Here is a 25662-nt window from a genome sequence, read left to right as displayed (position 1 = left end):
CTGCAATCAATCCGGCAGCACCACGCCCTCACCCGCGCGCCAGACCGGGCGAATCTGCGGATCGTCGTATATCTCCATGATTTCAAAGGCATTGCCAAAGAAGTCACGCGCATAAGTGGCGGCATAGCCGCGCTTATTGCCATCGCCATCAATGGTAATGCCAGCCATCGAAGGCGGTGCGTGGACGCGGATTCCAGCGGCAAGCAGGCGCTGGTAGCAGGCCTGAATATCCTCAACCTGCACCGCAAAGTGCGTGTAACCATGATGGTTTACAGGGCGATCGCCATGCTGCCGTTGCGGTTCTGGTGCGGAATATTCGAACACTTCGATATGCGCATTGCCCAATCGGCACATGAACTGCCGCGCCGCACTGCCCTCCAGCCCCACCACCGCATCGATGAACGGATTGTCCCGCCATTCCAGCGGCGGCCCCACTTCTACCGCGCCCAGCAGATCGAGATAGAAGTGCCGCGCCTTTTCCAGATCGGGCACGGACACCCCAATGTGCTGGATTGCCCGTGCGCCGATGCTCATGGCTTCAGAACTGCACGCGCTTGGTGAAGCCGCCATCGACCACCAAATTGGTGCCGGTGGTGTAAGACGATGCCGGGCTGGCAAGGAACACCACGGCCTTGGCCACTTCTTCCGGCCCGCCAAAGCGGCCCAGCGCAAAGCCTGCTTCGACCGACTTGTAGAGTTCCGGCACAGCGGTTTCGATCACGTCCCAGTTGCCGCCGGTAAACTTGATCGGGCCGGGTGAGACAGTGTTCACGCGGATGCCCTTGGCCCCCAGCGCCTGGCTGAGCTGGCCTGCATAGACGATCAGCGCGCCCTTGAGCGCATTATAGCCCTGCGGCACGATGAAGGTTTCCAGCCCTGCGGTGGACGCGGTGATGATGATGGAGCCATCTGCAGACTTTTCAAGGAACGGCTCAAGCACTTCCACGCCGACCACCGAACCCATGATGTCGTGATCGAGGCCCTTTTGCCAATCGCCGGTCTGGCCCGATCCGCTGGTGGAGATCATCGGGATGAAAATATCGCAGCCGCCAAGGTCTTCGGCGGCCTTGGCCAGCCATGCGCGGTAGGCATCGTGGCCTGCGTCCATATCGAATGCGGAGCCGAACACTTTGCCGCCGTGCGCCGAGAGGCTGGCGGCGGTTTCGGCCACCTGATCGGCATTGCGCGAGCAGAACGCGATGTCCGCGCCTTCTGCGGCAAGGATTTCCACGGTGGCGCGGCCAATGCCACGGCTGCCGCCGGTGAGGATCACCTTCTTGCCTTTGAGTCCCAGATCCATGCGCTTGGCTCCTCTATCCCGTTCAGATTCCGTTACAGCATCCTTGAAGCGCGCGCCGCAGCCAAGCCACTCCCCTTTTGAACAGGAAACGGCAAGGCGTGGCTGGTGGTAGCCCTGCCAAAACCGGTGGGAGCAAAACCGGTTTGGGAGCAAGAACTATGCAGCGTCTCGAAGGCAGAAAAGCCATTGTGCTGGGGGCCAGCAGCGAAGGCAACATGGGGCAGGTGATTGCCCAGCGGCTGATGGCAGAGGGCGCGCAAGTGCTGGTAGCCGGCCGCAAGGAAGCGGTGTTGCAGGACTTTGCGCAAACCACCGGCTGCCATTGGGCGCCTTGCGACATTACCGATGAAGGCAGCGTCAACGCGCTTGCCGATACGGCAGTGGCAAAGATGGGCGGCGTGGACATTGCCATCAACGCCACCGGATGGGGCCTGCTCAAGCCCTTCCTTGAAGTCACCCGCGCAGAGCTGGACGCGATGACCGCGCTGCAACTGGTTGGCCCGCATCAGTTCTTTCAGGCGATGGTCCGCACGATGGCAAAGTCGCACGGCGGCAATGGCGGCGCGCTCATCACGATCAGTTCGGCCACCGCCACGATCATGCTGAACGACCACGCCATCTACATGGGCACCAAGGCCGGGACCGACCACATCGTGCGCTGCATCGCGCATGAATTCGGCCACGAGGGCATCCGCGCCAACTCGATCTCGCCCGGCCTGACCGACACCCCGATGAACGCAGACGCCAAGCAGGTGCCTGGCCTGTTCGAAAGCTTCCGCAATTCCTACCCGCTGGGCCGCTGGGGCACGTCGGAAGATGTGGCGGCAGCCGTGGTGTTCCTCGCCAGCGACGAATGCTTCATGACCGGCGAAAACCTGCAAGTGAACGGCGGGTTGACCTTGCGCCGCAATCCGATGCGTGAGGAGATCAACGCGGCGGTGGCGAAGGCAATGGGGGAGGGTTGATCTGGACAGTTGAGGATCAGAAGCTGGAAGGCTTGGACGAACCGCCTTCAGTCCTCCAGCAACCTCAACATTCGGCAAAGATCGCTGGCCGTCATTTTCATGCCGAGTTCCTCGCTGAACAGAAACGCTTCATTGAGGTGGTGGCGCAGCATGAGAATATTGTGTTCGCCCGAAGGCGTGATCATGTCCGCAGCCGCAGCGATTTCGTGCACCAATCCGGACATCTGCGTCTCCCTGTTCATCGCCGCACTTTCGTAACGGTCGACAAGCAGAAAATTCCCGACGCGGGATTATGTTCCTCGGCCTGCTCCGGTCAGGTGTGCAACACATCGCGCACCATAGCGCGCAGCAAGTCCTTGCGCACTTTGCCGCTGGCAGTGCGGGGGAAGTCTTCCACGAATTCGAAACGTTCGGGGATTTTCTGTTTGGCCATGCCCGATGCGCCGACATGGGCGGCCAGTGCAGCAGCGTCAGCATCGCCGCACAGGATGACATAGGCGCAGACGCCTTCGCCCAAGCGCTCGTGCGGCATGGCGATGACGGCGGCTTCGCGCACCGCAGGATGACTGTGAAGCACGTCCTCGATTTCCTTGGCGGAGATGTTTTCGCCGCCGCGAATGATCAGGTCTTTCTTGCGGCCGGTGATGGTCAGCGCGCCATCTGCGGTCAGCACGCCGAGGTCTCCGGTGCGGAAGAAGCCATCGGGGGTGATGGCTTCGGCGGTTTGGGCGGCGTCGGCATAGCCCAGCAGCATTGCGGGGCCACGGGCGAGTATTTCGCCTTCCTGCCCTGCGGGTAGCGGCGCGTCGTCATGGTCAACGATGCGCACTTGGTAATCGACCACTGCGCCATCCGTCGTCGCGGCAAGGTGCTCATCCTGCGGCCAGCCAAACGTGACCAGCGGCACTTCGGACGCGCCGAACACGCGGAAAGCGCGGGCGTTTTCGAATGCCGCATTGGCTGCCGGGATGAGGTCTGCCGGAACCGCGGCACCACCGCAGGCAAAGAAGCGGAAGCTTGGCAGGCCCGTGCCCGCCGCTCGTGCCGCCGCTGCCAGTTCCACCAGAAAAGGCGTTGCTGCAACCGTGCCCACGCACTGGTGCTGCTCGATCAGCGCCAGCGCCTCTGCGGCGCTCCACGCCTCCATCAGCACCGACCGGATGCCGCAGATGAATGGCGCTTCCAGCCCGTTGGCATAGCCCGACACGTGCGTGACCGGCGATGGCATCAGCGTCGTCTCACCTTCGGCCAGCCCCCAGTGCCGCCCGCTTTCGGCCACGATGCGCGTCAGGGTGCAATGGCTGTGCAGCACGCCTTTGGGCCGCCCGGTGGTGCCCGATGTATAGAGCACCATCTTCACGCCCATCGGATCGACTGCGGGTGCGGCAAATGCTGCACATTTCCCTGCCGCAACAAGTGCAGCAAAATCGTCCAGCCCTTCCCCGCGCACGGTGAACACATGGGCCAGATCGGGCAGGGCATCGCGGCACCGCATGGCCATCGCGGCATAATCGAGCTTGCGCCACACCTGCGGCACGAAGATCGCCTTGGCCCGGCAATCGCCCAGCATCATCAGCATTTCGGCATCGCGGTAGATCGGCACGATGGGGTTGACGATCATGCCGCCAATCACCGCCGCCAGATTGATCACCGCCGCCTCGCGCCAGTTGGGCACCTGGAACGCAATCACGTCTCCGGCGCGCAAGCCCCGTCCGTGCAGCGCCGCAGCCAAAGCCTCGGCCTGCTCCAGCACTTGGGCGAAAGTGTATTGCCCCTCGCCATCGATGAAGCACACGAAATCAGGTGCTTGCGCCGCCCGTTCACGCGCCAGATCGGCCAGTGTGTTCATTGCCCACGCGCCATTTGCGGCATAGGCCTGCTGGTGCGGGGCGGGAATCGGCAGCCAGTCCCAAGGCATTTTGTTGTTCTCGTTCATGCGCCCGCTTGTTCCAAGCACCACCCCTGCCCCGCAATTGGCGAAAAGGCGAGTTTGGCTTAGCGACGCCGCCCACCCCTGCCCCCTCCCGCCTGCGGGAGGGGAATGCGACGGGAGTTGTGTGCCCTCCCGCAGCGGCGTGGGCAATTCGCCTGAACCTAGCCCCTGTCACAGCTTCCCCCCTGCCCTTGTGCGCGGCATGGTTGCCAGCAACATTGGGCCACAAGGCCACGGAGAGGCAATACCAGCATGGACCGTATCGAACGCATCGGACAAGTCGCTGAAATCATGCGCGACTATGTTGAGAACAAACAAACCTTCCTGACGGACAGCACCAAGCGCGTGCCGGCGCGCAGCTATACCGACCCGGACCAGTGGAAGGCCGAGATGGAGCTGGTGTTCAAGCGCGTGCCGCTGATGCTTGCCTTCACCGCCGAACTGCCAAATGCGGGCGATTACAAGGCGATGGACGCGGTCGGCATGCCGGTGCTGATCAACCGCGACAAGGCGGGCAAAGTCCGTGCGTTCCTCAACGTCTGTTCGCACCGCGCAGCGCCGGTGGCGGCTGAGGGGCATGGCAATTGCCCGCGCTTCACCTGCAAATACCACGGGTGGACGTATGGCCCGGACGGCAAGCTGATCGGCATTTCCGAAGCGAGCAAGTTTGGCGAGGTCCACAAGTCAGAACTCGGGCTGCGTGAACTGCCTTGCGAGGAAAAAGCGGGGATGATCTTCGTGGTCCTCACGCCCAATGCGCCGATCGATGTGGACACCTATTTCCGCGGCTTCCTCGATGATTTCGATGCGCTCGATTTCGGCAAGTGGACCTACATGGGCAGCCGCACGATCCACGGCGCAAACTGGAAGGTGGCCTATGACGGCTACCTTGAAGGCTACCACTTCTCATCGCTCCATCCCGAAACGATCTTCCCGCGCACGCCATCCAACTGCATGCATTACGAAGGCTTTGGCCCGCACCAGCGCATCGGCTTTCCGCACCACAAGATTGCCGAAGCATTGAAGGATGTGCCGCGTGATGATTGGGGCAATCAGGAAAACAACGGCTTCGATTTTGTGCGGATCATGTTCCCCAACGTATCGGCCTTTATCGCGCCCGAGATCACGCAAGTGGCGCAGCTGTTCCCCGGGCCGACGCCGGGGGAGAATCGCACCGTGCTGAATTACCTGCGCCGCGAACCGATCCGTGACGAGGAAGACCGCGCGAATGTGGAAGCGGCGATGAACTTCTTCCGCGATGTGACATATAACGAGGACTACCTGATCGGGCTGGAAATCCAGAAAGGCCTCGAAAGCGGCGCGCATGACGAACTGGTGTTCGGCCGCAACGAGCGCGGGAACCAGTACTTCCACGAATGGCTGGACTGGTATCTGCAAGATGACAAAGACCTGCCCGAGCCGGAAATGTGAGCGGCGCGATGAACCCCATCAGTCTTGCATCGGGCGTGGTGCCCGAATTCGGCCCCGTGGACACCATCGAGGCCGCCCGTGCTGGCGGCTTCGACATGGTGGGGCTGTGGGTCGATCCGGCGGAATGGACCGCGCGCCACACGCACGATGCCCGCGCCGCGCTTGCCGCCACCGGCCTGCCACTGTTGGATGTGGAGGTGATCTGGCTCAAGCCCGACTCTTCAATGGATGACCACCGCAAGGTCATAGACGTTGGCGCCGAACTGGGCGCGGCAAATGTGCTGTGCGTATCGTCAGACCCGGACCACGCCCGCACCGCCGCCCGGCTCGCAGACCTCTGTCGCCACGCCGAAGGCAGCGGCATGCGCGTGGCGCTGGAGTTCGGGATTTTCACCGAAGTGAAGAACTTGCGCGCGGCGATGGCGGTGCTGGATCAGGTGGCGCATCCCTTGCGCGCGCTGCTGATCGATCCGATCCACGTGGACCGTTCGGACAGTTCCATCGCAGAAATCGCCAAGGTCGATCCCGCACTGCTACCTTATGCGCAGTTCTGCGATGCCCCGGCGCAGCGCCCCGATCCCGCAGATTTCGCCGCGGTAATCCACGACGCAATCAATTTGCGCGAACAGTGCGGCGAAGGCGCGCTGCCGCTGGCCGCGCTGCATCAGGCGCGGCCCGCAAACATTCCGCTGGCCATCGAACTACGCTCCGAAGCCCTGCGCGATGCCTTCCCCCACCCTGCCCTGCGCGCCGCCGCCGTGGCCGATGCAACACGGCGTTGGCTTGAGGCATATGCATGACCATCACCGTCCTCACCCTGCTCAAGCGCCGCGAGGGCATGAGCAAGGCGGATTTCAACGCTTACTATGAATCACACCACCGCCTGATCGGCGAGAAAGTCCTCTCCGGCTGGGCGACCCGTTATGTCCGCAAACACCTGCACCCGCTGGACGGCGCCGATGTGGACCACGACTTCGACGTCGTCCTCGAAATGGACTTCCCCAATCAGTCCACCTGCGACGCCTGCTTTGCCGCAATGGCCAATCCGGCGATCATGGCTGAAATCGTCGACGACGAAGGACGGCTGTTCGACCGGTCGCGGATACGGACCTATGCGGTGGAGGCGTGCTGTTCGGCTTTGCCGGACATTGGCAAGTAGCGCTGCGAATGACGGCTTTGGATGTAGCGCCATGCGCATGGCAGCGGCGGGAGATGGGTGGTTAGCCGAACTTTGACTTGCAAGGAATTCTGTCGCCTCGCTCGTCAACGGCCCAGTCGATATGAACTGCAAGGACGGTGCGGGTACCACCGGGACGATAATCTTTGTCGGTGACCGCGACTTGGCAAATCCCATTCTCAATTAGTGCGTGATACGTCTTCCGAACATCATCTACCGTGGTTGGCTCAGTAACGTTAACTACTAAGAATTTTCCAACGCGATGAGGACCTCCGTCGGAATCTCGGAGATATGGTCTAAGCTCTTTCAAATCATGGCCTTGGAAAGCCCAACGTCCTGTTGCCGGATCATACTGAGGGAAATCGCTCTCCTCTGAATACTCTACGGCAGTGGGTAAAAGGGAAATGCTGAACTGCTGGGTTTCGCGATTGTGCTGGGTGATCAACCACCAAGCGTCGATGCAAATGAGAAGAACCGCTGCCGCTCCCAATGTGATCCGAAGCTGGCGCTTTGAAGAAATCATGCGAGCAAGCTGACAACGAAATCAAATGTCCGCAATGGCGTTGTGTCCTGACAGTCAACTGTTGGGCGCGAATGACGGAAAGTGGTCGTTCATCAAAGAGATGAACCAAAGGCAGCTTTATGTGATTTGGTCAGAGCTGCTGGATGGCCGGAATTGGGTGGTTAGAAGTCACCGTATGATTTGTCCGCTAGGCGGCCGACTGTACGCCCGACTAGCGACGCTACAAAGCAGAGCGGAACCTCGGCGAGCATCAACAGCCAAATCAAGCCTGCACCAACGACATCATCTTTGTCGTTAGGGTCATTACCTATACCAAGACAGTAGTAGAGTAAGTACCAGTGCGCCAATGGATAAAGCGAGGCAACAACCAACAACATGAGGCCCATTGGCAAAAAGGCATGGTTTGCAGTTAATCGGCCGACCACAGCTGCAAGGGCAATGGGAATTGCGACCAAGATAAGATTAAATAAATCGCTCACGCATGGATGCTAAGCCGTGCGCGCAACGGCCGCAATGGCGTCGTGTCCGGAATGTCCGGTTTGCGTGCGGGGAACCGGCGAACGGCCGCCGCCTCACCAAGTCAACGCACCAACTTGCTCAATCCGCGAACACCGTCCGATATGCCCGCCGCGTGAACTTCCACGCCCCGTCGATCCGGCGCAGTTCGTCGTTGTAGCGGCCGGTGGTGTGGATGCGCTTGCCGGTGGCGGGGTCGTCGTAGATCTCGATGGTGTAGGCAACCGCGGTCGCTGAATCGCCGTCCACCTCGATTGATCCGGGCTGCATGAAGTAGATCATCGGCTTGGTGCAATTGTCGAGGCCATAGGCTGTCAGCGACTCCACCCAGCCATCGACGATCACCTGCTTGCCGGTAAAGCCGCCCAGATCAGGATAATCGGGCAGTTCCCAATAGGCGTCTTCGGCCCAGATCGAACCCCAGACTTCGGCATCCTTCGTCATCACGCCGTGGGCGTGGGTGTCCATCAGTTCGCGGATGGCGATACGGTCCTCGATGGGTCCGGTGAATGGCATGGGTTATGGTCCTTACCAGGCGTGGGTTTCGCCGTTCCAGTTGAGGAAATCGCCCGAACGGTCGAGCGTCCAGTCGGCGGCAACCTTGAGAATGCCTTGCGCGCTGGCCTGTGGCGTGATGTCAGCCCCCGCGCCGCCCATATCGGTCTGCACCCAGCCCGGATGGACCAGCCCGACGATCACGCCGCGATCCTTGAGATCAATGGCGACCGAGCGCATCATGCGGTTCAGCGCGGCCTTGGCACCGGCATAGGCATAGAATCCGCCGTAGGGCCAGGTCGATGCGCCCAACTGGCTGGAAATGTTGATGACTTTCGATCCGGCACCCATGCGCGGCAGGAACGCCTGCAACACGCGCAGCGGGCCTTGCACCATGATGCGGAAGGTTTCATCCCACGCGTCCCAATCGGCGCTTTCCAGTTCGGCACCGTCAGGACCGGAAACGCCCGCGACGTTATAGAGGATGTCGATGGCGTCACTGCCACTGTCAGCCACGCCAGCCTTGACCGATGCGTCATCACTCACGTCCATTTGGTGAACGGTCAGCCTTCCGCCAGAGGTTGCCGCCAGATCAGCCAGCGCGCCTGCGCTTTCGGGATTGCGCACAAGCGCCAGCACGCGGTCACCCGCCGCGACATGCTGCCGCGTCATTTCGAGGCCGATGCCGCGCCCTGCGCCAGTGATTGCTACGGTTGCCATGATCCGATTCTCCCATGCTGCGCCGTCATGCGGCCTTGTTGCGTAACGCTGCCCACCTGTGGGTGAGCCGCCGAAAACTGAAATCACATCCGGTAAAGGCCGCGAATCGCTGTCATGACAAGCGCCAGCACGCGGTCGATCCGCTCCTGCCCGAACACCGGGCGATGCAGCAGCAGGCCTGACTGGACCGCGATGGCAAAATCATTGCCCAGCTTCATCGCTTCCCATTGGTCCTGCCATTGCGGGAACGACTCGATCATCTCGGCGGTCCACACCTCGTCAAACCGGCGCGCGGCCGGTTCGAACGCGGCGTTGAGTTCCGCATCGGTGCGCGCAGCCACCGCCAGTTCCAGCCACGCCGCATATTCGCGCGTCTGCACGCTGCGCCAATACGCCTGCGTTGCCAGATCGATCAGTTCGGCATCGCGCTGCTGCGCCATCGTGGCGAGGTAATCTTCAAGGAACAGGCGCATGCGTTGATAGAAGATATGCTCTACCACCGCTGCCACCAGATCGATGCGCGTGGCAAAATGATGGTGCATCGCCCCGCGTGAAACCGCCGCACGTTCCGCCACTTGCGCCGTTGTCAGCCCCTGATAACCACCTTCGACCAGACAATCGACCGCCGCTTCCAGCATTTTCAGCCGCGTCTGGGCCGATTTGCGCTGCTGCCAGCGTACAGGCTCTTCACCCATTCCGTTGGGGCGCATCGCGGCAAGCATCCGCTTCTGCATCGTGGTTCCGGCCATCGTCATTGTCCTGTCATGCCTTTTCACCGCCGACAATACCTCCTGACAAAACCGCCAGTTACGTTGCCCCCATAAACCGGTTCATAAAACCGGCAGTAACACCTGTTTTTGCAGGCACAGCAGGAATTCAGGCGACCGGCATCAAGCCCGGCGCATTTCGGAGGGAGAGACCATGAACGCGAACACCGCCTCACGCCTGCTCGGCAGCCTGTCGCTGCTGGCTTTGGCCACACTGCCAGCTGCGGCGATGGCCCAGCAAGAGCAAATGCCCCAAACGCAGGCTGATGATACCGTCACCACCGGCGGCCTGTCTGAAATCATCGTGACCGCGCAAAAGCGTTCGGAAAGCATCCAGTCTGTGCCGATCTCGATTGCCGCTGTCGGCGGTGAAACGCTTTCGGCGATGAACGTCACCACGCTGCAGGCGCTGCAGGGCGCGGTGCCCAACGTGCAGATCGACAATTTTGCCAACACCCCCAACAACGCGGTCTTCACGATCCGCGGCATCGGCGTGATCGAGCCTGATCCCTATGCCGGCAACACCGTGTCGATCGTGGTCGATGGCGTGCCGCAGTTCTTCTCGATGGGCGCGCTGCTCGATACTTATGACACCAACCGCGTCGAAATCCTGCGCGGGCCGCAGGGCACGCTGTTCGGCGCGAACACCACCGGCGGCGTGGTCAACGTGATCACCAACCAGCCCAGCGGCGAATTCGGCGGCTATGTGCGCGGCACTTATGGCAACTGGAACCGCTTCGATGTGAACGCATCAATCGAAGCGCCGCTAGTGAAGGATGTGGTCAGCCTCAAGGTTTCGGGCATTCACACGCAGCGCGATGGCTGGGTCACGAACGTGTGGAACGGCGAGGATATGGGCCGCAAGAATGTGGACGCCGTGCGCGGCCAGTTGCGCATCACGCCCAATTCCGATCTTACCGTCACGCTGCAGGGCGAATATGTCGAAGCGCGCAACGGCGCCCCCATCGTGGTCAACGGCGGGTTGCCGGGTGAAGCCAACTTCGTGCCCGAGGGCAGCTTCTGGAATGGCGCGGCCTTGCCGATGTATCGCAGCCCCTGCGCCACCGCAGGCCAGCCCTGCGTTGCGCCGGACAAGTACTTTTCCGGCAACAACGAAGTGCCCGATCAGTCCGACATGACGACAAAGTTCTTCATCGGCACGATCCAGTATGACAACACCCCGCTGGGCGATATTACCGCAATCACCGGCTACAAGAACTTCACTCTGTTCGAATATACCGATCAGGATGGCACGGCCAAGACCAACAACGCCACCCGCCGCCGCACCCGTGGCTGGCAGTTCAGCCAGGAACTGCGCACCGCATTCGATGTGGGCGAAAGCTTCAACGCGGTGGCCGGGCTGTTCTACCTGAAGACCGATTTCAACCACTACCAGATGTACCACCTGGACTTCGCCGTGCCCGGGCTGATCCAGTACAACGTGCAGGACCAGAGCACCGAATCGTTCTCCGCCTTCGTGCAAAGCTACACCCAGATCACCGACCGCCTGAAGCTCTCCGCTGGCATCCGCTACACGCACGACAGCATCGATGCCCGCGCCAAGCTCGACACCGGCCTTGGCAGCGAGCCGCTGACTTCACCCAACTGGGACAGGTTCGATGTGCTGTTCCCCGGCAGCATCGATGTGGGCGGCAAGAAAAGCTGGAACAACGTCGGCTGGAAAGTCGGCCTCGATTACGAGATGGGCCAGAACCAGCTGGTCTATGCCAACTGGGCGCGCGGGTTCAAATCGGGGGGCTTTACCGGCCGCATCGGTGTGGCGGCTGATGGTGACACGCCCTATAACCCCGAAAAGGTCGATACCTTCGAAGTGGGTCTGAAGGCCGATTTCCTCGACCGCCGCTTGCGTGCCAATCTGGCTGCGTTCTACACCAGCTATCGCGACATGCAGGTTGCGCAGATCTATTTCGATCCGGCCACCAATGTGCAGGGCAACCGCATCCTCAACGCCGCCGAATCCGAGATCAAGGGCTTCGAACTGGAACTGCAGGCCGTGCCGACCGATGGCCTCACCCTGCGCGGCTCGCTCGCCTTCCTCGATACCAAATACAAGGATTTCCTCTACTTCGATCCGGTTGCTGCAAACACGATCAGCCTTGAAGGCTTTGCGCTGCAGAACGCACCGCGCTGGGCCTCGACGCTGGGTGCCAACTATACCACGGAGTTTGCCAGCGGTGCCAGCATCGTGGCCGACGTCAGCTGGATGTACACCGCGCAGAAGTTCTACACCGCCGTGGTCAACACGCAGCGTTCGTCGATCCAGCCAACCTACTATGTCGATGCGCTGCTGACCTATTACGGCCCGGACAAGCGCTATTCGATCGGCCTGTGGGGCAAGAACCTGTTCGACAAGCGCTATATCTCGACCGTCTTCGACAGCCCCGGATACATGGGTCTGGTGGGCTATGCCCCGCCGCGCCAGTTCGGCGTGACGGTGGGCTACAACTTCTAAAGTTCGCACGATCCTCCCTGGCCCCGGCTGCCTTCACCAGCAGCCGGGGCATTTTTTCTTCAGGAGCGTGTCTTGATCAGTCCCGACGACCTCATCGCCCGCCACCATATCCTGAACGCGCTGGCCGTTCACAGCCGGGGCGTGGACCGCGCCGATGCAAACCTGCTCGGCAGCGCCTATCACGCCGATGCCACGGTCGATTACGGCTTCTACGCAGGCCCCGCCGCCGCGCTGGTCGATATGCTGGCCGCTGCGCAAAAGGGCACGCCGCCCACGCTGCACCGCACCTCGAACTGCTGGATCCGGGTCGACGGCAACCGCGCCACGTCCGAATCCTACGTCGTCGCCTATGTAGAAGAACCCGGCCTGCAACGCTGGGTCATGGGCCGCTATCTCGACGCCCACGAATGCCGCGACGACGCATGGCGGCTGACGCACCGCACTTATGTGCTCGATGCCAACGTCAACCGCCCCGGCACCTCGGAACGCGCCGATCCACCAACCGGTTTCGAACACTTCGTGCCCGCAGGCGCCAAAGGGGCCGCCGATCCGGGCCGCGCCCTGCTCGCCTTCCATTCCGCCTCTGCCGGAGCCATCACCATGACCGCCACACCCAACCGTGAAGCCGCACTCGATGCCGCGCTCGCCCGCGCCGAAATCCACGACTTGTGCATGGCCTATGCACGCGGAGTGGACCGGGCGGACGAAGCGCTGCTCGCCGCGATCTTCACCGAAGATTCCACGGTCATTTCAGGCGTGGTCAACGGTTCGGGCGCGGCCTTTGCGCGCGACATCACCGCCTTTGTCAGCAGCAATCTCGAAATGTGCTTCCACTCGGTCGCCAACGAATGGGTTGATGTGCGCGGGGACGAGGCAGTTGGCGAGCATTACGTGATCGCGCAAATGGTGCAGGCAGGCACCGAAGTCCTCACCGGCGGCCGCTACATCGACCGCTATCAGCGCCGCGATGGCAAATGGCTGATCCACAGCCGTACTTTCGTATCCGACTGGAGCCACTCGCACCCCTCAACGATGGAGCGTGACGGTTTTTACGAAGCGCTGACCAACCGGGGCTGCTTCGGCCCGTCCGATCCCGTCTATGCCCACTGGGCCGCATAAGGAGTTATCAGCATGGGCAAAATGAACGGCAAAGTCGCGCTCATCACCGGCGGCGCTTCTGGCCTCGGTGCAGAAGATGCGCGCGTGCTGGCGCGCGAAGGGGCCAGCGTCGTCATCACCGACATGCAGGCAGAACTTGGCGCACAGGTCGCCGCCGAAATCCCGAACTGCGTGTTCCTGCAACACGATGTGCGCGACGAGGCGCGCTGGGCCGAAGTCGTGGCCGAAACGCTGGCTCGCTTTGGCCGCCTTGATACCTTGGTCAACAATGCCGGCCTCGTCCGCTTCGGCACGGTGGAGGATCTGTCCTACGACGATTTCCGCCTGCAGACCGATGTGATGGTCGGCGGCACGTTCCTGGGCTGCAAGGCCGCGCTTCCGCACATGAGCCGCGACGGGTCAGGTTCGATCATCAACATGGCGTCAGTCGCCGGGCTGAAAGGGATCAGCGCGATCCCGGCCTATACCGCCGCCAAGGCTGGGATCATCGGCATGACCCGCTCCATCGCGGTCCACTGCCGCGAACAGGCCAACCGCATCCGCGTGAACGCCATCGCGCCCGGCGGCATCGTCACCCCGATGACCGCGCAGGCGCTGGCCGAACTTCCCGCCGACAACGCCGGGCTGGATCAGGTGCAGGGCCACGGCATGGGCCAGCCCGCCGATATTGCCAGCATGGTGCTCTACCTCGCCTGTGACGATGGCCGCCACATCACCGGCACCACCATCACCATCGATAACGGCGAGACAATGGCGTGAACGCCGCCGCCCCAACCTAGCGCAACAGACAGGTTGAGGCGAATCGGGCTATGGACCATAAAACCGGCAGTGTTGCCGGTTTTATCGAGCAGCACATCGGAGAGACCCATGCTGGACGCAATCATTCCTCACGGCTTGCCCGAGTCAGCGCAAGGTGCAGACCTTGCCGCCATCCGCTGCCCCGATGCGCCGAGCATGCAACAGATCATCGCCACCGATGCCATGCCCCCGCCTGCTGTTCTGGCGATGGAGCAACCGGCATTCCTCGGCAGCGAACCTGTCAACGTGAACCGCTATTTCGACCAGACGATCTTCGACGCCGAGATCGAGAAAATCTGGAAAAAGACCTGGCAATGGGTGTGCCGCGAAGATCACATTCCCGAACCGGGCGATTACTACACCTATGAAGTCGCGCATCTTTCCTATGTCGTCGTGCGGCAGGACGATATGTCGGTCCGCGCCTTCGTGAATTCCTGCCTCCACCGCAGCACCAAGTTCAAGCGCGGTGAGGGCATCGGATCGGGCGACAATATCCGCTGCCCCTATCACGGCTGGACGTGGAACAATGACGGCACTCTGAAGGCCGTGCCCTGCGCGTGGGATTTCAAGCACATCGATGCGGCAAAGACCAACCTGCCCGAAGCACGCGTTGGGCACTGGGGCGGCTTCGTGTTCATCAATCCGAGCGCCGAAGGGCCAAGCCTTGAGGAGTTCCTTGCCCCCCTGCCCGAACACTTCAAGGATTGGGACATTGCAGGCCGGCACGTCTCGGTCCACGTGGCCAAGGAACTGCCGTGCAACTGGAAGACCGCGCAGGAAGCCTTTCTGGAATCGTACCACGTGCTTGAAACGCACCCGCAACTGCTGAAGGGCGTGGGTGATGCCAACGTGCAGTACGATTGCCATTCGGATCACGTGACCCGGTTCTATGCCGCCAGCGGCGTCAATTCCCCCCACCTTGCGCAGCCGCTTTCCGAAAAGGAACTGCTCGCCACCATGATCCTTGGCGACAAGGATTCACGCGATGACAGCCTTGATGTGCAGGATGGCGAAACCGCCCGCACCGTCATGGCACGCCACTTGCGCAAGATCATGGGCGAGGCTTACCAGACCGATCTGTCCGCCGTGTCTGACAGCGAGATGATCGACACCATCGAATATCACGTGTTCCCCAACATGGTGCTGTTCCCGGGCCTGTCGCTGCCGATGGTCTACCGCTTCCGTCCCATCGGCACGGACCCCAACCGCACCCTGTTCGAAATCCTGTTCCTGCGCCCCAACCCCGAAGGCGGACGCGTGCCCGACCCGCCCGAACCCTATCGCGTGGCCGAACATGAAAGCTATGCCAGCGCGCCCGGCTTCGATCCTGCGATGGGCCACGTCTACGATCAGGACACCGACAATCTGCGCGCCCAGCAGCAGGGCTTCCGCGCCAGCGCGCGCGGCGTGCAGAACCTTGGCAACTATCAGGAATCGCGCATCCGCCATTTCCAGATGGTGATTGACAAATATCTGGCGGCGGAGGGCTGAACCGATGGCATTCGACATGGAGGCCGAGGTCCGCGATCTGTGCGCCCGGCGCGATATTCACGATGCGCTGTGCCGCTACATGCGCGGGCAGGACCGGCTCGATCCCGAATTGCACCGCAGTGCCTTTCACGATGATGCATGGGTCGATTGCGGGCTGATGCAGGGCAGCGCCGATGAATTCGTCAGTTTTGCGCAAGGGTTCCTGGCCGATCTGGAAGGCAGCCAGCACATTATCGGGCAGGCGCAGATTGCCGTGCGCGGGGACGAGGCCAGCGGCGAGGTCTACTTCTACGCCTGGCACCGCACGCGCGAGGATGGCGAGCCGAAGGATCTTGTCGTCGCGGGCCGCTATGTCGACGAATACACCTGCAAGAATGGTGAGTGGCGCATCAGCCGCCGCCGCGAAATAGTGGACTGGGCGCGTACCGACCCGGCGGCAGACGGATTCCTTGAAGGCAACCCGCTGTGCCGGCCCGGACGGCGCGGAGATGATTTCAGCCAGACCCGCAACTGGCCGGTTTGAGAACAAAAGTTGAGGACGCCGAAATGACCGTTCACGAAACGATTTCCCGCTATTCTCCCGAGTTTGACGTGGCCGTGCGCGGCGATGTGATCACCGCTGACCGTTACATTACGCGCGAATGGATGGAGCTTGAGAACAAGAACCTCTGGCCCAAGGTCTGGCATCTGGGCGGCGTGGTGGCCGATCTTGAGGAAGAGGGCGATCTGATCCGCCACAACTTCGGCAAGGAATCGGTCATCATGGTCCGTCAGGCTGATGGCGGTGTGAAGGCGTTCTACAATACCTGCCCGCATCGCGGAAACCGGCTGGTGCTGGGCGATGTCGGTTCGTCCCCGCGCATCACCTGCGGCTATCACGGCTGGCAGTATGCGCCCGACGGCACGCTGGTGCATGTGCAAGACCCGGACGATTTTGCAGGCGGCAACCCCTGCGGCAAAGTGAAGCTTTCCGAACTACGCTGCGAGACGTGGGGGCCGTTCGTGTTCTGGTGCATGGACGATGATGTGGCGCCCCTGCACGAATGGCTGTGGCCCTATACCGAGCGGCTGGCGGGCTACAAACTCGACAACTGGGTGCGCGCGTTCAACGTATCGGCGGATTGCGATTTCAACTGGAAGATCATCCGCGACAATTTTAACGAGAGCTATCACCTGCCCACGATCCACCCGGAGCTGGCCACATTCATCAACGATGGCCTGCCGACGACCGTGTTCGAGATGTACGAGAACGGCCACAACGCGATGTGGATGATCGGCCATCAGGCCACCAGCCGCAAGGATTACGTGAGCGGCGATGTGCCGCCGGGGCTTTATGAAGCGGCAGAGGCATGGGGCATCGATCCCAAGGAATATCGCGGGCGCACCGCCGATATCCGCGAAGCCGTGATCAAGGCCAAGCGCGAGCGCGGGGCCGATGCGGGCTATGACTATTCCACGATGACCGACCAGCAACTGGTCGATTATTTCCACTGCACGCTGTTCCCCAACTTGACGATCACGATGTCGCCCGAACAGTGCCAGATCCTGCGCACCGAACCGCATCCGACGGACCCTGAAAAGTGCATTTTCCAGCACTGGTGCCTCTACCCGCCAAACGCCAAGCTGGCCGAAGTGCAAACCCCGGTCGGCCCCGCGCCGCTGCGCCACGATGCCATCGCCCGCCATTCGCGCTACGGCGATGGCGTGTCGGTGGGCTATGTGGCCGATCAGGATTTGTCCATCGGCACCACGCAGCAGCAGGGCCTCAACTCACGCGGGTTCAAGGGCTGCATTCTGCCGGGGCAGGAAAAGCGCGTACAGCGGTTCCATGAGAAGCTGAACGACATGGTGCTGGGCCATCCGACAGCGGCGGCGGGGTAGATGCCAAGGGCGTGAATGCCCACCCCCAACCCCTCCCGCCTGCGGGAGGGGGGACGAAGAACTGATCTTTGCCCTCCCGCAGGCGGGAGGGCCGCGAGACTTGCCGAGCCGCAGGCGAGGTTAGTCGCAGCGGGGTGGGCACCACTCTGCGTTGGACGAGGATAGGCAGAACCCATGACCAGCATATCCGTCACCCCCGGCCAGACTGGCCCGCACCTGATGCAAGCCGCCTTCATCGTTGATGACGTGGAGGCAGCGGCAAGGGCATGGATCGCCACAACCGGCATAGGGCCATTCTTTATCGTCCCGCATATCGAACTGGCCGAGGCCAGCTATCGCGGCGAGCCATCTGCAGGCATCGATTTCTCGGTGGCACTGGCGCAATCGGGCGGAATGCAGATCGAACTGATCCAGCAGCATTGCGACCGGCCCAGCGCCTATCGCGATACGATTGCCAAAGGGCAGACCGGCTTCCACCACTTCTGCGTCTATACTGATGACTATGACGCCTGCCGCCAGCGCTATGTGGATCAAGGCCATGCTGTGGCGATCGATGGCAAGTTTGGTGTAATGCGCTTCTGCTACATCGATACTTCGGCCACGCTCGGCTGCATGATCGAGATTGTCGAGCAGGATGACGTCCAGACTTCGGCCTTCACCAAGATCGCCCAGGGCGCTGCCGACTGGGACGGCGTGACCGATCCGATCCGCCCGCTTTTTGACTGAATGTTCTCCCTATGTTTCCCCGGGGAAACACCGGGTGTAAATCCATAAATATCTGAGAGGATTGCAAAATGCAGTGCCCGATCGAAGACCGGATCGCCATACAGGATCTGATGGTGGCCTATGCCCACGCGGTCGATTCGATGACAGACATCGACGGCATCTGCGACGTGTTCACGCACGATGCGGTGTTTGATCTTTCGGGCATCGGCCTTGCCGCAATCGAAGGCCACGATGGCATCCGCGCCTTCTTCACCAACGTCTTTGCCAACATGGCACACCACGCCCACTACCTGACGAACTTTGCGGTCACTGCCTATGACGGCGATACCGCCGCGATGCGCGCCTATGTGATCGGCATGGGGCAGGGCAAGGATGGACAGGGCGTTACCGTCAACGGCAGATACTACTTCACCGTGCGCCGCACCCCGGCAGGGTGGAAGGCCACGCGCTACACGATGGATTTCCTTATGCCGCTTTCAGGTTCCCTTGAAAACGCAAAGTAAGGCCGCGCATGGCTGCGTTCCGACGCGGGAAGGATCAGGCCGCGATATCTGCCACCGCAGCATCCAGCACCCTCACCGCATCCTCAGCCGCCAGCATGACCTGTAACCCGCGCTGTCCGCCGTTGAGGAACACTGCGTCCCACAGCAGCGCTGTTTCATCGATCACCACGGGCACACGGCGCATCTGGCCGAACGGGCTGATGCCGCCGATCTTGTAGCCGGTGAGGCGTTCCGCATCGGGACCACGCATCATCGCGGCGGACTTTGCACCAAGCGCCGCCGCCACACGCTTCAGCGAAACTTCCCCATCGCTCGGCGCAATCGCGCAGGCCGGTTTGCCATCGGCAAGCACCATCAGCGTCTTGAACACTTGTGCCGGATCGACGCCCAGCGCGTCGGCGGCGGCGCGGCCGATGCTGGGGGCTGCGGGATCATATTCATATGTGCGCAGTTCGAAGGCTACGCCTGCCTGCTCAAGCGCTTTTGTTGCGCGGGTGACTTGTGCCATGACGGACGGCTTGTTGCAGATGGCGCGCGCCGGGTCAAAATCCGAGCCGCGCCAGTGGAGAGATAAGCATGAGTGTCGCGTTCCGCCGCGAAGGCGATGACGAGCATATGGAGCCAAAGTTCGAAATCCCGATTCCGCCGGGGCCGAACCTTGTGACGGCGCGGGGTTTGGCGCTGATTGCCGAGCAGCTGGCCGTAGCAGAGGCCGCGCTTGAGGGGGTGAGCGACGAGGCCGAGGTCAAGAAGCTGCGCCGCACGCTACGCTACTGGAGCACGCGGCAAGCGACGGCGGAGCTGGTCGAGACGAGCGATGACGGCGTGGTGGCGTTTGGCTCCACTGTGCGCCTTCGGTTGAACGGCAAGGAGCGGGTTATCACCGTTGTGGGCGATGACGAGTCTGATCCGGCGGCGGGACTGATCGCCTTTTCCGCGCCGCTGGCCCGCGCAGTGATGGGGGCCGAGGCAGGTGATTTTGCGGACTTTGGCGGGAAGGCCGACGCGATTGAGGTGCTGGCCGTTCAAGCGCGTTGACAGCGTGTATGCCCACCCCGCTGCGACTAACCTCGCCTTCGGCTCGCTAAGTCTCACGGCCCTCCCGCCTGCGGGAGGGCATAAGCAGCGCCTGCACTCCCCTCCCGCAAGCGGGAGGGGTTGGGGGTGGGCTTTCACACCTGAAAATGAAAAGGCCGGCTCCCCGTTTAGGGAACCGGCCTTTTTCATTTTCAACGCAAGCCTGCGATCACATCGTGACGCGCGCACCTGCATAGAGGTAGCGGCCGACATAGCTGATCGGGTAGTTCAGCGATGCGATATCGGGCTTCTGGTTCCAGATGTTGTTGCCGCCGATGTAGAAGCGGAACTTGTCGTTCACATCGAAGCCGACCTGCACGTCATGCTGCCAGCGTTCCTTGAACATCAGATATTCCGGCGCAACCAGATCGGGGTTGGCGGCCAGCGTTTCCAGCTCGTAACGGCGGGTCTTGCTGAACCAGCTGATGCCGTAGTTGATCGAGAAGTTCTCCATCTTCCACGTGATATCGCCGGTGGCGTTCCACTTGGGGCTGTAGGCTTCTTCACGGTCTACATCGACCTGTGCGCCCGGGGTTGGGATGAATTCAAGCCGATCGAGGTAGCCGCCGACAAGGCCGATGCTGAACGAGCCGAAGTTGTCGGTGCGGAAGTTGTAGTTCAGCTTGAAGTCCGCGCCCGCCGTGCGGAAATTGGCGACGTTCACCGGCGACACGAAGTAGCTGGAGATATAGCCGCTGCCGCCAGCACGCGTCACGTTCTGGCAGAACACGTTGTTGAGGTCTGGCTGGTCGACGCACAGTTCGGCAACGTCCTGCGCGGTTGGCGTGTTGATCGCGTTGTCCAGCTTGATGTCGTACCAGTCGAACGAGGCGACGAGGCCGGGGATGAAGCTGGGACGCAGCACGACGCCTGCGGTCCAGGTGCGGGCGGTTTCTTCACGCAGGTTGCGGTTGCCGCCCGAGAAGCCGGGAAGGCTGACCGTTGCGGTCGGGTCGTTCTCGGGGTTGAACGCAGCGATCTGCGCAGGGGTGAGGCCAGCGGCCGTCAGCGTTGCCTGACAGTTGGCCGCACGGAACTGCGTGCCTTCGGTGATGAACACCGGATCGCACGGATCGCTGATGAACGAGAAGCCGCCGTTGCGCGGGGCGAACAGTTCGGTGATGTTCGGCGCACGCACCGCTTCTGACCATGTGCCACGGAATGTGACGTCCTTGATCGGCGCGTAGGTACCGTCGACCTTCCACGTCGTGGTCTTGCCCACGGTGGAATAGTCCGACAGGCGAATTGCTGCGCCGAACGCCAGGTTGTGGGCGAACGGCATGTCGCGCAGCACCGGCACCTGAAGTTCTGCGAAGGCTTCCTTCACGTCGAACTCGCCCTGTTCGGGAAGCTGGAGCGAGAAGTCTGCCAGAGCGCCCTGCTGAAGCAGCTGGTCAGGCGTGAAGGCACTGCTTTCCTTGCGGTATTCACCACCGATGGCAAAGCCGACCGGGCCGCCCGGCAGTTCAAAGAACTGGCCGAAATCGCCCGAGATCGCGCCCGAGACAACATGCTGGCGGATGGTGGCGCGGTTGGTGATGTCGGCATTCACCCAATCAAGCGCTGCCTGATTGCGCACGCCATTGCCCAGCAGGTTGAGCGGAAGACACCCGCTGTTTGCCCCGGCGGTGAAGCTGGTGGCGGGCGAATCGAAGTTGTTGGGATCGATATTGCCGGTGGGATCGATGTTGGTGCGGCACACCACGTTGCCCGCGCCATCGCGCACAGCATCGACCGCAGCAAAATAGCGGTCAGCAATGCGGTAGTTGGTCAGCAGGATGTTCGACTTGGTCTGGCCGAAGACATAGGAAATGTCATAGCGCGCGTGGTCCGAAATCTGGCCTTCGAAGCCTGCGACCGCGCGGATCGTCTCGCGATCATTCTGTTCGCCGCGCACGCCAAGATCATAGTTATCGCGCGAGATCAGCGCACCGCTGCTGGTATCGGCGATACCGGCGTAGCGATCCTGCAGATAGGGATTTTCCGGCGTCAGGTAGGTGAAGAAATCGAACGAGGGCTGGTTCTGCGTGAAGGTGCGGTTCTTGACGTACTTGCCTTCGACATAGAACGACAGCGCATCGCTGAAATCATAATGCGCCAGCACGTTGACATTGTGCGTGCGGTTATAGGCCTGAAGATCGCCCTGATAACCCGCCAGCGGCGTGCTGTCGCCGCCCTGCGTCAGGCCACCGGCCGATGACAGAAGACGGCCGCGACGATAGCGCGTGCCCGAGCCGGTGAAATCCGGGATGCCATCGAGGTCGAGATCGACCGCGCCATCAATCGAGCTGTCGGCATAGCGCAGATCATTGGTGGGCACGCGATCAGGCACGCTGGGATTGTCAGGAATGTCGTTCTGGTTGCGCACAAGGCCGAACGTCCGGCGCGGATCGCCAGCGAAATCGCGGGCCGTGCCGTTCACGCGATCAATCTCGCGGAATTCGTAGGCCACAGCAATGTTGCCGCGTCCATCGGCAAAGTTGCGGCCATAGGTGACCGAGCCGAAGCGCTGCCCGGCATCGCCTTCGCTGGATACGCCGATCTGGCCGCTGGCCATCAGGCCTTCAAAATTGCGCTTCAGGCGGAAGTTGACCACGCCCGACACGCCATCCGCGCCGTAGATCGCCGATGCGCCGCCGGTCAGCACGTCAACGCTTTCGATCAGGTCGGTGGGGATCGAGTTCACATCGACTGCGGCAGTGCCTGCAAGGCTCGACACATGGCGGCGACCGTTGACCAGCGTCAGCGTGCGGTTTTCACCCAGGCCGCGCAGATCGAGCAGCTGCACACCAACTGCGCCGAAATCGGCGTTCGAGCCGGACGTGCGCCCAGCCGAAAGCGAGTTCAGCAGCGCCGGGTTCTGGGCCAGCGTTTCCACAATCTGGATGTTGCCGGCCTGCTGCAGCGTTTCAGCGGTGACCGCCACCAGCGGATTGGGCGTGTTGTAATCGGCGCGCTGCTGGATGCGGCTGCCGGTGACGACAATGGTCTGCTCGCCTGCATCGTCAGCGCTCTGCGCTGCGGTGGTATCGGTGACCTGTGCTTCCTGCGAGAACGCCGGAATGGACCAAACCGAAAGCACGCTTGCCGAAACGAGCATAGCTGAACGGAATGAACTTTTGTTATGCATGGCGAGTCCCCGAAATTCATTACACAGCAATGTGTTGAATTGGGGCAAGTCGCCAAAGGTGGCTTTGCGGTCAAGCCGGATTGCGACGAAAGTTGGTTGCGGATGTCACGATCAGCGGAAGGGTGTTGCGCCTTCGCAACATAGATACATTCATTTTGGAATTAAAGGTGACCCGCTTTCCGTTACGGAAAGCAGGCCTTTCGAGGTTAACGCAAATTGGTTCAGACCTGGCTGAAGCCTCCGTCCATCAGAAATTCGGCACAGGTCACGAAGCTGGCTGCATCGGAACAGAGATAGACCACGCCGCCGCCCATTTCCTCTGCACGGCCCATGCGGCCGATGGGATGGTTGGCAACGATGCCCTGCATCGCCACTTCGCGCGAGGGGACTGCGCCCAGTTCGACATAGCGGTCCATGATCGAGCCAAGCATCGCCGTATCGATCCCGCCGGGGTGCACCGAGTTGACGCGGATGTTGTACCCCAGCGCGCCAAATTCAGCGCCAAGGCATTTGGACAGCATCTTCACCGCCGCCTTGCTGGTGCAATAGGCCGCGTTGAAGGCTGAACCGCGAAGGCCGCCGACGCTGGAGAAATTGACCACCGACGCCCCGCCTTTGCGCGCCTTGCCGCCTTCACGCAGCAAGGGCAGCAAAATCTGCGTGCCGATGATGACGGAATCGACATTGATGGCGTTGACGCGGTGGAAATCGGCCAGCGGGGTATCTTCAAACTTGGTGACGATGGAATAGCCCGCGTTGTTTACCAGCGCATCGAGGCGGCCATAGTTATCCTGCACCAGCGCTGCGACGGCGCGCCAATCGGCTTCGCTGGTCACGTCATGGCGCAGGTAATGGTCCGCGCCTTCGATCTCCGCTTCCGCCGCAAGATCGGTGGCAATGACGATGGCATTGGCCGCTTTCAGCGCCTTGACCAGTTCGCGGCCAATGCCGCCTGCGGCGCCGGTTACGACGGCCACCACGTTGTCGAGAGCGATTGTCATTGTGCGGTGTATCCCCCGTCGATGACGAGTTCGCCACCGGTCATGTAGCTGGAATCCTCGCTGGCGAGGAAGAAGGCGGCGGCGGCCAGTTCGCTGGGCTGTGCAAGGCGTCCGATGGGCGTCATGCCCACCACGCCTGCCACCAGATCATCGGGCTTTTCGGCAAAGCCCTGATCGACCCAGCGCTGGAACCCGGCCTTGAGCAGCGGGGTTTCGACGAAACCGGGGTGCAGCGAATTGGCGCGGATCGGCATTTTCTTTTGCGCAAATTCAATGGCGATGCCCTTGGTAAACAGCCGCACCGCGCCCTTGCTGGCGTTGTAGGCCGAAACCTCGTTCATGCCGACCATGCCCATGATCGAGCTGACATTGATGATCGAAGCACCGCCGTGAAAATCGGCACCGCTGGCCGCCATCAGCGGCACGAAATGCTTGGTGCCAAGGAACACGCCATCGACGTTGACCGACATGATCCGCCGCCAGCCTTCCATCGAAAGCTCTTCAACCGGGCCGGTGAGATCGATCCCGGCGTTGTTGACGAGGATGTGGCACTTGCCGTGGCGCTCTTTCACCAAAGCGACCGCGCGTTCCCAGTCCTCTTCCTTGGCCACGTTGGCGCTGATGTAGCTGGCGGCTTGGCCCAGCGTTGCCATGACTTCGGTAGCCGTCGGGCTGTCAGCAGCGTCGAGGTCCGAAAGCACTACCTCTGCGCCCTCGGCCAAAAACCGCTCGGCGCAGGCAAGGCCGATGCCGCGCAGGCCGCCCGATACGAAAGCGACGCGGCCTTTGAGGCGTTGTGCGGAAAGTTCCATCTGGATCAGACTCCCATCATGCCGGCGGTGGTCGCGCCGTCGATCGCGTATTCCGCGCCGGAAATGAACCCGGCCTCATCGCTCGAAAGGTAGGCAACGAGGCCCGCCACTTCATTAAGCTGCGCCATGCGCTTTAACGGAGCCATGCCTTCGTACATCGCGCGCGCGGCAGCCGGATCTGGTTGCGCGTTCATGATGTTCTGGATCAGCGGGGTTTCGACCACGCCGGGCAGGATCGCATTGACGCGGATGGCATAGCGTTGCTGCCCGCAATGCACCGCCGCCGATTTGGCCAGCGCGCAGACGGCGGCCTTGGTCACCGAATAGGCCACATAATTGCCCAGCGGGCGCGTGGCGTTCATCGAGGAGTTGATGATGATGGAGCCGCGCGGGCCATCCGGGTTGCGCTTCATGCCCAGAATGGCGTTCTGCACGGTCAGCATCACGCCGGTCTGGTTGACGGCAACGATACTGCTCCAGCCTTCCAGCCCGACGTCCTCGATGCTGCCATCGCCGCTTTCGGTTCCGGCATTGGCGAAGACGATGTCGAGACGGCCCTCGCTGGCGATGATCTCGTCGATCAGCGGTGCCCACGCAGCAGCGTCCTCCACGCGGTGCTTGCGGAACACCGCGCCGGTTTGCGCACAGAGCGCGGCGGCAGGCTCTTCCTTCGATCCGGTGAACCACACCTTTGCGCCTTCATCCGTCAACCGCGCAACCGTGGCCGCGCCGATGCCGGTGGTGCCGCCAGTGATGAGCGCGACTTTGCCTTCAAGTCTTTTCGACACTGTTCTCTCCCCAGAGAATCCGCATGAGCTGAATCC

The 25662-nt window shown here is 61.7% G+C and carries 27 protein-coding genes; 13 read left to right on the top strand and 14 right to left on the bottom strand.

The genetic code is table 11. The annotated features are described in order from the left end of the window. Positions 1 to 6 precede the first annotated feature (6 nt). On the bottom strand, positions 7 to 534 hold the full coding sequence (locus Q8R81_RS05885; RefSeq protein ID WP_305616511.1) for a VOC family protein: 528 nt from the start codon (positions 532 to 534) through the stop codon (positions 7 to 9). A gap of 4 nt (positions 535 to 538) precedes the next feature. After that, complete coding sequence (locus Q8R81_RS05880) at positions 539 to 1300, bottom strand: SDR family NAD(P)-dependent oxidoreductase (protein ID WP_305616510.1); 762 nt, start codon at positions 1298 to 1300, stop codon at positions 539 to 541. Between the two features lie 158 nt (positions 1301 to 1458). Here Q8R81_RS05880 and Q8R81_RS05875 point away from each other — a divergent pair, with 158 nt between their 5' ends. Then, positions 1459 to 2265, top strand: coding sequence for an SDR family oxidoreductase (locus Q8R81_RS05875; protein WP_305616508.1), 807 nt, complete (start codon positions 1459 to 1461; stop codon positions 2263 to 2265). Between the two features lie 47 nt (positions 2266 to 2312). Here Q8R81_RS05875 and Q8R81_RS05870 read toward each other — a convergent pair whose 3' ends face one another. Next, on the bottom strand, positions 2313 to 2489 hold the full coding sequence (locus tag Q8R81_RS05870; RefSeq protein WP_305616507.1) for a hypothetical protein: 177 nt from the start codon (positions 2487 to 2489) through the stop codon (positions 2313 to 2315). 89 nt (positions 2490 to 2578) lie between these two features. Then, positions 2579 to 4201, bottom strand: coding sequence for an AMP-binding protein (locus Q8R81_RS05865; protein WP_305616506.1), 1623 nt, complete (start codon positions 4199 to 4201; stop codon positions 2579 to 2581). Positions 4202 to 4450: 249 nt separating this feature from the next. Here Q8R81_RS05865 and Q8R81_RS05860 point away from each other — a divergent pair, with 249 nt between their 5' ends. Genes Q8R81_RS05860 through Q8R81_RS05850 form a run of 3 tightly spaced genes read left to right on the top strand, consistent with a single transcriptional unit; the run spans position 4451 to position 6788 of the window. After that, positions 4451 to 5629 (top strand): aromatic ring-hydroxylating dioxygenase subunit alpha, encoded by a 1179-nt coding sequence (locus Q8R81_RS05860; protein ID WP_305616505.1) that lies wholly within the window; start codon positions 4451 to 4453, stop codon positions 5627 to 5629. Further along, positions 5626 to 6429 carry a sugar phosphate isomerase/epimerase gene (locus tag Q8R81_RS05855; protein WP_305616504.1) on the top strand — a complete coding sequence of 268 codons (804 nt, stop codon included), beginning with the start codon at positions 5626 to 5628 and terminating at the stop codon, positions 6427 to 6429. The genes Q8R81_RS05860 and Q8R81_RS05855 overlap by 4 nt, the downstream gene beginning before the upstream one ends. Further along, a complete protein-coding gene (locus tag Q8R81_RS05850) occupies positions 6426 to 6788 on the top strand; it encodes an EthD domain-containing protein (RefSeq protein ID WP_305616503.1) in 363 nt (120 codons plus the stop codon). Before Q8R81_RS05855 ends, Q8R81_RS05850 begins: the two co-directional genes overlap by 4 nt. A 61-nt stretch (positions 6789 to 6849) precedes the next feature. Here Q8R81_RS05850 and Q8R81_RS05845 read toward each other — a convergent pair whose 3' ends face one another. The 5 genes from Q8R81_RS05845 to Q8R81_RS05825 all read right to left on the bottom strand — a co-directional run bounded on the left by Q8R81_RS05845 (position 6850) and on the right by Q8R81_RS05825 (position 9815). After that, entirely contained in the window at positions 6850 to 7329 is a 480-nt protein-coding gene (locus Q8R81_RS05845; RefSeq protein WP_305616502.1) for a hypothetical protein, read from the bottom strand. A 161-nt stretch (positions 7330 to 7490) separates the two neighbouring features. Continuing rightward, complete coding sequence (locus Q8R81_RS05840; RefSeq protein ID WP_305616501.1) at positions 7491 to 7808, bottom strand: hypothetical protein; 318 nt, start codon at positions 7806 to 7808, stop codon at positions 7491 to 7493. Positions 7809 to 7926: 118 nt separating this feature from the next. Then, positions 7927 to 8361, bottom strand: coding sequence for a nuclear transport factor 2 family protein (locus tag Q8R81_RS05835; protein ID WP_305616500.1), 435 nt, complete (start codon positions 8359 to 8361; stop codon positions 7927 to 7929). Between the two features lie 12 nt (positions 8362 to 8373). Next, on the bottom strand, positions 8374 to 9060 hold the full coding sequence (locus Q8R81_RS05830) for an SDR family oxidoreductase (protein WP_305616499.1): 687 nt from the start codon (positions 9058 to 9060) through the stop codon (positions 8374 to 8376). 83 nt (positions 9061 to 9143) lie between these two features. Then, entirely contained in the window at positions 9144 to 9815 is a 672-nt protein-coding gene (locus Q8R81_RS05825) for a TetR/AcrR family transcriptional regulator (RefSeq protein WP_305616498.1), read from the bottom strand. 166 nt (positions 9816 to 9981) lie between these two features. Between Q8R81_RS05825 and Q8R81_RS05820 the strand changes: the two genes are divergently transcribed. The 8 genes from Q8R81_RS05820 to Q8R81_RS05785 all read left to right on the top strand — a co-directional run bounded on the left by Q8R81_RS05820 (position 9982) and on the right by Q8R81_RS05785 (position 18818). Beyond that, the gene (locus tag Q8R81_RS05820) at positions 9982 to 12300 is read left to right on the top strand and encodes a TonB-dependent receptor (RefSeq protein WP_305616497.1); all 2319 of its coding nucleotides are present in this window, start codon (positions 9982 to 9984) and stop codon (positions 12298 to 12300) included. Positions 12301 to 12372: 72 nt separating this feature from the next. Next, a complete protein-coding gene (locus Q8R81_RS05815; RefSeq protein WP_305616496.1) occupies positions 12373 to 13419 on the top strand; it encodes a nuclear transport factor 2 family protein in 1047 nt (348 codons plus the stop codon). A gap of 12 nt (positions 13420 to 13431) precedes the next feature. Next, positions 13432 to 14178 (top strand): SDR family oxidoreductase, encoded by a 747-nt coding sequence (locus Q8R81_RS05810; RefSeq protein ID WP_305616495.1) that lies wholly within the window; start codon positions 13432 to 13434, stop codon positions 14176 to 14178. Positions 14179 to 14286: 108 nt separating this feature from the next. Further along, on the top strand, positions 14287 to 15708 hold the full coding sequence (locus Q8R81_RS05805; protein ID WP_305616494.1) for an aromatic ring-hydroxylating dioxygenase subunit alpha: 1422 nt from the start codon (positions 14287 to 14289) through the stop codon (positions 15706 to 15708). Positions 15709 to 15712: 4 nt separating this feature from the next. Beyond that, complete coding sequence (locus Q8R81_RS05800) at positions 15713 to 16231, top strand: nuclear transport factor 2 family protein (RefSeq protein WP_305616493.1); 519 nt, start codon at positions 15713 to 15715, stop codon at positions 16229 to 16231. 23 nt (positions 16232 to 16254) lie between these two features. Continuing rightward, complete coding sequence (locus Q8R81_RS05795) at positions 16255 to 17589, top strand: aromatic ring-hydroxylating dioxygenase subunit alpha (RefSeq protein ID WP_305616492.1); 1335 nt, start codon at positions 16255 to 16257, stop codon at positions 17587 to 17589. 174 nt (positions 17590 to 17763) lie between these two features. Then, the gene (locus tag Q8R81_RS05790) at positions 17764 to 18315 is read left to right on the top strand and encodes a VOC family protein (protein ID WP_305616491.1); all 552 of its coding nucleotides are present in this window, start codon (positions 17764 to 17766) and stop codon (positions 18313 to 18315) included. Between the two features lie 68 nt (positions 18316 to 18383). After that, entirely contained in the window at positions 18384 to 18818 is a 435-nt protein-coding gene (locus Q8R81_RS05785; RefSeq protein ID WP_305616490.1) for a nuclear transport factor 2 family protein, read from the top strand. A gap of 34 nt (positions 18819 to 18852) precedes the next feature. Here Q8R81_RS05785 and ybaK read toward each other — a convergent pair whose 3' ends face one another. Beyond that, entirely contained in the window at positions 18853 to 19326 is a 474-nt protein-coding gene (ybaK, locus tag Q8R81_RS05780; RefSeq protein ID WP_305616489.1) for a Cys-tRNA(Pro) deacylase, read from the bottom strand. Between the two features lie 68 nt (positions 19327 to 19394). On the opposite strand from ybaK, the gene Q8R81_RS05775 reads away from it, so the two are divergent. Further along, complete coding sequence (locus tag Q8R81_RS05775) at positions 19395 to 19856, top strand: GreA/GreB family elongation factor (RefSeq protein WP_305616488.1); 462 nt, start codon at positions 19395 to 19397, stop codon at positions 19854 to 19856. 208 nt (positions 19857 to 20064) lie between these two features. Here Q8R81_RS05775 and Q8R81_RS05770 read toward each other — a convergent pair whose 3' ends face one another. From Q8R81_RS05770 to Q8R81_RS05755, 4 genes are all read right to left on the bottom strand, one after another. Then, positions 20065 to 22995 (bottom strand): TonB-dependent receptor domain-containing protein, encoded by a 2931-nt coding sequence (locus Q8R81_RS05770; protein WP_305616487.1) that lies wholly within the window; start codon positions 22993 to 22995, stop codon positions 20065 to 20067. 251 nt (positions 22996 to 23246) lie between these two features. Beyond that, positions 23247 to 24026 (bottom strand): SDR family NAD(P)-dependent oxidoreductase, encoded by a 780-nt coding sequence (locus Q8R81_RS05765; RefSeq protein ID WP_305616486.1) that lies wholly within the window; start codon positions 24024 to 24026, stop codon positions 23247 to 23249. Continuing rightward, the gene (locus tag Q8R81_RS05760; protein WP_305616485.1) at positions 24023 to 24838 is read right to left on the bottom strand and encodes an SDR family NAD(P)-dependent oxidoreductase; all 816 of its coding nucleotides are present in this window, start codon (positions 24836 to 24838) and stop codon (positions 24023 to 24025) included. The genes Q8R81_RS05765 and Q8R81_RS05760 overlap by 4 nt, the downstream gene beginning before the upstream one ends. 5 nt (positions 24839 to 24843) lie before the next feature. After that, positions 24844 to 25626 carry an SDR family NAD(P)-dependent oxidoreductase gene (locus Q8R81_RS05755; protein WP_305616484.1) on the bottom strand — a complete coding sequence of 261 codons (783 nt, stop codon included), beginning with the start codon at positions 25624 to 25626 and terminating at the stop codon, positions 24844 to 24846. Positions 25627 to 25662: the final 36 nt, after the last annotated feature.

It is taken from the genome of Novosphingobium sp., assembly GCF_030696665.1.
Classification (GTDB): Bacteria; Pseudomonadota; Alphaproteobacteria; order Sphingomonadales; family Sphingomonadaceae; genus Novosphingobium.
This window is presented reverse-complemented; position numbering and strand designations above follow the sequence as displayed.

What these genes read in the sequence shown, in the direction of transcription:
- Q8R81_RS05885 (WP_305616511.1), bottom strand. Translation starts at nt 534, where the DNA reads ATGAGCATCGGCGCACGGGCAATCCAGCACATTGGGGTGTCCGTGCCC.
- Q8R81_RS05880 (WP_305616510.1), bottom strand. Translation starts at nt 1,300, where the DNA reads ATGGATCTGGGACTCAAAGGCAAGAAGGTGATCCTCACCGGCGGCAGC.
- Q8R81_RS05875 (WP_305616508.1), top strand. Translation starts at nt 1,459, where the DNA reads ATGCAGCGTCTCGAAGGCAGAAAAGCCATTGTGCTGGGGGCCAGCAGC.
- Q8R81_RS05870 (WP_305616507.1), bottom strand. Translation starts at nt 2,489, where the DNA reads ATGTCCGGATTGGTGCACGAAATCGCTGCGGCTGCGGACATGATCACG.
- Q8R81_RS05865 (WP_305616506.1), bottom strand. Translation starts at nt 4,201, where the DNA reads ATGAACGAGAACAACAAAATGCCTTGGGACTGGCTGCCGATTCCCGCC.
- Q8R81_RS05860 (WP_305616505.1), top strand. Translation starts at nt 4,451, where the DNA reads ATGGACCGTATCGAACGCATCGGACAAGTCGCTGAAATCATGCGCGAC.
- Q8R81_RS05850 (WP_305616503.1), top strand. Translation starts at nt 6,426, where the DNA reads ATGACCATCACCGTCCTCACCCTGCTCAAGCGCCGCGAGGGCATGAGC.
- Q8R81_RS05845 (WP_305616502.1), bottom strand. Translation starts at nt 7,329, where the DNA reads ATGATTTCTTCAAAGCGCCAGCTTCGGATCACATTGGGAGCGGCAGCG.
- Q8R81_RS05835 (WP_305616500.1), bottom strand. Translation starts at nt 8,361, where the DNA reads ATGCCATTCACCGGACCCATCGAGGACCGTATCGCCATCCGCGAACTG.
- Q8R81_RS05830 (WP_305616499.1), bottom strand. Translation starts at nt 9,060, where the DNA reads ATGGCAACCGTAGCAATCACTGGCGCAGGGCGCGGCATCGGCCTCGAA.
- Q8R81_RS05825 (WP_305616498.1), bottom strand. Translation starts at nt 9,815, where the DNA reads ATGACGATGGCCGGAACCACGATGCAGAAGCGGATGCTTGCCGCGATG.
- Q8R81_RS05820 (WP_305616497.1), top strand. Translation starts at nt 9,982, where the DNA reads ATGAACGCGAACACCGCCTCACGCCTGCTCGGCAGCCTGTCGCTGCTG.
- Q8R81_RS05810 (WP_305616495.1), top strand. Translation starts at nt 13,432, where the DNA reads ATGGGCAAAATGAACGGCAAAGTCGCGCTCATCACCGGCGGCGCTTCT.
- Q8R81_RS05805 (WP_305616494.1), top strand. Translation starts at nt 14,287, where the DNA reads ATGCTGGACGCAATCATTCCTCACGGCTTGCCCGAGTCAGCGCAAGGT.
- Q8R81_RS05800 (WP_305616493.1), top strand. Translation starts at nt 15,713, where the DNA reads ATGGCATTCGACATGGAGGCCGAGGTCCGCGATCTGTGCGCCCGGCGC.
- Q8R81_RS05795 (WP_305616492.1), top strand. Translation starts at nt 16,255, where the DNA reads ATGACCGTTCACGAAACGATTTCCCGCTATTCTCCCGAGTTTGACGTG.
- Q8R81_RS05790 (WP_305616491.1), top strand. Translation starts at nt 17,764, where the DNA reads ATGACCAGCATATCCGTCACCCCCGGCCAGACTGGCCCGCACCTGATG.
- Q8R81_RS05785 (WP_305616490.1), top strand. Translation starts at nt 18,384, where the DNA reads ATGCAGTGCCCGATCGAAGACCGGATCGCCATACAGGATCTGATGGTG.
- ybaK (WP_305616489.1), bottom strand. Translation starts at nt 19,326, where the DNA reads ATGGCACAAGTCACCCGCGCAACAAAAGCGCTTGAGCAGGCAGGCGTA.
- Q8R81_RS05775 (WP_305616488.1), top strand. Translation starts at nt 19,395, where the DNA reads ATGAGTGTCGCGTTCCGCCGCGAAGGCGATGACGAGCATATGGAGCCA.
- Q8R81_RS05770 (WP_305616487.1), bottom strand. Translation starts at nt 22,995, where the DNA reads ATGCTCGTTTCGGCAAGCGTGCTTTCGGTTTGGTCCATTCCGGCGTTC.
- Q8R81_RS05765 (WP_305616486.1), bottom strand. Translation starts at nt 24,026, where the DNA reads ATGACAATCGCTCTCGACAACGTGGTGGCCGTCGTAACCGGCGCCGCA.
- Q8R81_RS05760 (WP_305616485.1), bottom strand. Translation starts at nt 24,838, where the DNA reads ATGGAACTTTCCGCACAACGCCTCAAAGGCCGCGTCGCTTTCGTATCG.